Genomic DNA, 3,027 nt, shown 5'->3' on the forward strand with positions numbered 1-3,027 from the left:
GCCGATCACTCGATCATCGGCAGCAGCTTGTTGAGGCTGTCCTTGGCATCGCCATAGAACATCCGGGTGTTCTCCTTGAAGAACAGCGGGTTCTCGATGCCCGAATAGCCGGTGCCCTGACCTCGCTTGGACACAAAGACCTGCTTGGCCTTCCAGACCTCCAGCACCGGCATGCCCGCGATGGGGCTGTTCGGGTCGTCCTGCGCAGCCGGGTTCACGATGTCGTTCGAGCCGATGACGATCGCCACGTCGGTGTTCGGGAAATCCTCGTTGATCTCGTCCATCTCCAGCACGATGTCGTAAGGCACCTTGGCCTCGGCCAGCAGCACGTTCATGTGGCCGGGCAGGCGTCCCGCAACGGGGTGGATGGCAAAGCGCACCGTCTTGCCCGCCGCACGCAGCTTGCGGGTCAGTTCGCTGACCGCGCCCTGCGCCTGCGCCACGGCCATGCCATAGCCCGGCACGATGATGACGCTGTCGGCATCGTTCAGCGCGGCGGACACGCCCTCGGCATCGATGGCGATCTGTTCGCCCTCGATCTCTGCCGCGGGACCCGTTTCGCCCCCAAAGCCGCCCAGGATCACGCTGACGAAGTTCCGGTTCATCGCCTTGCACATGATATAGGACAGGATCGCACCCGAAGAGCCCACCAGAGCGCCCGTCACGATCAGCAGGTCGTTGGACAGCGTGAAGCCGATCATCGCGGCCGCCCAGCCGGAATAGCTGTTCAGCATCGACACCACCACCGGCATGTCGGCCCCGCCGATGCCCATGATCAGGTGCCAGCCGATGAAGAAGGCCAGAAGCGTGATCAGGATCAGCCACAGGATCGCCGGACCCACGCCCGTGCAGTAGAGGATGCCCAGCAATACCGACAGCGCCAGGGCGCCCGCGTTCAGCATGTGACCGCCCTGCAGCTTCTTCGGCTTGCCGTCGATGCGGCCCGCCAGCTTGCCAAAGGCCACGACCGAGCCGGTAAAGGTCACGGCGCCGATGAAGATGCCCAGGAAGACCTCGATCTTCAGCATGGCGATCTCGGCCGGGGTCTTGTGGGCCAGCACGGCGGCGAAGCCCTCGAAGACGTGGACGCCCTCCTCGGCCTTGGCGCGCAGGACGCGGGCCAGTTCGATCTGGGCGTTGAAGCCCACAAAGACCGCCGCAAGGCCCACCAGCGAATGCATGGCGGCGACAAGCTGCGGCATCTCGGTCATCTGGACACGCTGCGCGACGAACCAGCCGATGACCCCGCCGAAGGCGATCATGACCAGCGACAGGAACCAGTTGCCCGCCCCTGGCCCGAACAGCGTGGCCAGCACGGCCAAGGCCATGCCGACGATGCCGTACCAAATCGCGCGCTTGGCGCTTTCCTGTCCCGACAGTCCCCCCAGCGAGAGGATGAACAGCACGGCTGCGACCACGTAGGCCGCGGTGGTGAATCCGTATTCCATGCAAACCCTCTCCTTACGACTTCTGGAACATCGCCAGCATGCGGCGGGTGACCATGAAGCCACCGAAGATGTTGATGCCCGCCATCAGCACGGCCAGCGCGCCCAAGAGGACGATCCACCAGGACCCGGACCCGATCTGCATCAGCGCGCCCAGGATGATGATGGAACTGATCGCGTTGGTGATCGCCATCAGCGGGGTGTGCAGCGAATGGGCGACGTTCCAGATGACCCGGAAGCCCACGAAGCAGGCCAGCACGAAGACGATGAAATGCGCCATGAAGCTGGCGGGCGCGACCGCGCCGATCAACAGCAGGACGATCGCGCCGACGCCCAGCAGCGTGATCTGCGACTTCGTCTCGGCCTGGAAGGCGGCGACCTCGGCGGCACGGCGTTCCTCGACCGTCAGGGCCTTGGGCTTCTCCTTGGGCTTCTGAGCCGCGATTGCCGCGATCTTCGGGGGCGGAGGCGGCCAGGTGACGTCGTGGTCCCGCGTGACCGTTGCCCCGCGGATCACGTCGTCCTCCATGTTGTGGAGGATCACGCCATCCTTCTTGGGCGTCAGGTCGGCCACGAAATGTCGGACGTTGTTTCCGTAAAGCTCGGACGCCTGCGCCCCCATGCGCGACGGGAAATCGGTATAACCGATGATCGTCACGCCGTTTTCCGTCACATGCCGTTCGTCGGGGATGGTCAACTCGCAGTTGCCGCCGCGTTCGGCCGCCAGGTCCACGATCACGCTGCCGGGCTTCATCGCCTCGACCATGTCGCGGGTCCACAGCTTCGGCGCATCGCGGCCGGGGATCAGCGCGGTGGTGATGACCACGTCCATCTGCGGGGCAAGCTCGCGGAACTTGGCAAGCTGCTTCTCGCGGAATTCCGGGGATGACGGCGCGGCATAGCCGCCCGTCGTGGCGCCGTCCTGGGCCTGTTCCTCGAAGTCCAGGAAGACGAACTCGGCGCCCATGGACTCGATCTGCTCGGCCACCTCGGGGCGCACGTCGAAGGCATAAACCTGCGCGCCCAACGAAACGGCGGTGCCGATGGCGGCAAGGCCCGCCACGCCCGCGCCCACGACCAGAACCTTGGCCGGCGGCACCTTGCCCGCCGCCGTCACCTGGCCGGTGAAGAAGCGGCCGAAGTTGTTGGCGGCCTCGATCACCGCGCGATAGCCGGCGATATTGGCCATGGACGACAGCGCATCCATCTTCTGCGCGCGGCTGATCCGGGGGACCATGTCCATGGCAATGGCAGTGATGCCCTGCTCCTTGGCAAGGTTCAGCATCTCGGCGTTCTGGGCGGGATAGAAGAAGCTGATAAGCGTCTGCCCCTCCTGCATCTGTCCGATCTCGCCCTTGGATGGCTGGCGCACCTTGGCCACCACATCGACCGAGCGGATCAGGTCGGCAGCAGACGGCAGCACCGTCACCCCCGCCGCGCGATAGCTGTCGTCCGAGAACCCGGCCCGGGCGCCCGCGCCGCTTTCGACAAAGACCTCGTGGCCCAACTTCATCAGGTGCCCGGCAGAGGAAGGCGTGATCGCGACCCGTGCCTCACCCTCGAAGCTTTCCTTCAGCGCGCC

Annotated in this window: 2 protein-coding genes; both read right to left on the reverse strand. The window is 65.4% G+C overall.

Annotated features, from left to right (window positions below):
• Nucleotides 1–5 precede the first annotated feature (5 nt).
• On the reverse strand, nt 6–1,448 hold the full coding sequence (locus tag OU682_RS23605; protein ID WP_268944621.1) for an NAD(P)(+) transhydrogenase (Re/Si-specific) subunit beta: 1,443 nt from the start codon (nt 1,446–1,448) through the stop codon (nt 6–8).
• 13 nt (nt 1,449–1,461) lie between these two features.
• Nucleotides 1,462–3,027: Re/Si-specific NAD(P)(+) transhydrogenase subunit alpha (locus tag OU682_RS23610; protein WP_268944622.1), on the reverse strand; the 1,566-nt coding region annotated here is incomplete at its 5' end.

The organism is Paracoccus benzoatiresistens, from assembly GCF_026913015.1.
Lineage (GTDB): Bacteria > Pseudomonadota > Alphaproteobacteria > Rhodobacterales > Rhodobacteraceae > Paracoccus > Paracoccus benzoatiresistens.